The organism is Thalassospira sp. GB04J01 (assembly GCF_000751115.1).
In the GTDB taxonomy this organism is placed as follows: domain Bacteria; phylum Pseudomonadota; class Alphaproteobacteria; order Rhodospirillales; family Thalassospiraceae; genus Thalassospira; species Thalassospira lucentensis.
This window is the reverse complement of the sequence record NZ_CCDX020000031.1, coordinates 1-1080: the sequence shown is the minus strand read 5'-3', so window position 1 is coordinate 1080 and position 1080 is coordinate 1. Positions and strand designations below refer to the sequence as shown.

Here is a 1080-nt window from a genome sequence, read left to right as displayed (position 1 = left end):
CTGCGCCGTCTTGGCGGATTGCAGAAAACCATGGTTCAGCTGGCGGACGGCAACCTTGAAGTTGCGGTACCCTCCAAAGGCAACGATGAAATCAGTGCCATGGGCCGTGCAGTTGATGTGTTCAAAGATAATGCGATCAAGGTCCGTAACATGCAGGCCGAAGAAGAACGCCTTAACCATGAACGCAACGAAGCGCTGCGCGATGAACTTCTTGGCCTTGCCGATACCCTTCAGAACGAAGTCGAAAGTGCCGTGAATGAAATCGCCGCCCTTGGTGATCAGTTGCAGGGTGTGTCCGGACAGATGACCTCAAGTGCCGAACTGGTTTCGGGTCAAACCGAAGAAGTCGCCAACTCGGCACAGGAAGCCACCGGCAACGTTGAAACAGTTGCCGCAGCGACCGAACAGCTGTCGGCATCGAACGCGGAAATCAACCGTCAAATGGCGGAATCAACCCGGATTTCCGGCGAAGCATCGACCCGTGCACAGGAAACCAACGAACTGGTGGTCAGCCTGTCACAGTCGGCAGATCGCATTGGCGAAGTCATTGCGTTGATTACCGACATTGCCGAACAGACCAATCTTCTGGCACTGAACGCAACGATTGAGGCCGCCCGTGCCGGTGATGCGGGCAAAGGCTTTGCCGTTGTCGCCGCCGAGGTTAAAAACCTTGCCAACCAGACGGAAAAAGCAACCGAAGAAATTTCGGGGCAGATTTCCGGCATTCAGAAGGCAACCGGTGAATCGGTGACGGCCATCGGTGATATTGGTCGGATCATTGAGAACCTCAATGAAATCGCAACCACCATTTCGGCTGCGGTCGAGGAGCAAGGTGCTGCAACCGACGAAATCACCCGCAACGTTCGCGGTGCGGCGGATCGCACCCGTTCGGTATCGTCGTCGATTACCGAGGTTTCTGCCGAAACCAGCAAGACTGGCGAACTTTCAAGCCAGGTCCTGTCGACGGCACAAGAAGCCTCGCAAAAGGTCGAAAACCTGCGGTCACGGATCAATACAATCCTCGACGATCTGCGCCAGCAGGCACACGATCGCGCGGCCTCCTGATCCCAAACTGCTTTG

Annotated in this window: 1 protein-coding gene; it reads left to right on the top strand. The window is 55.7% G+C overall.

The annotated features are described in order from the left end of the window. On the top strand, positions 1-1065 hold a 1065-nt coding region (locus tag AMM48_RS22010), incomplete at its 5' end, for a HAMP domain-containing methyl-accepting chemotaxis protein (RefSeq protein WP_146030444.1). Positions 1066-1080 lie beyond the last annotated feature (15 nt).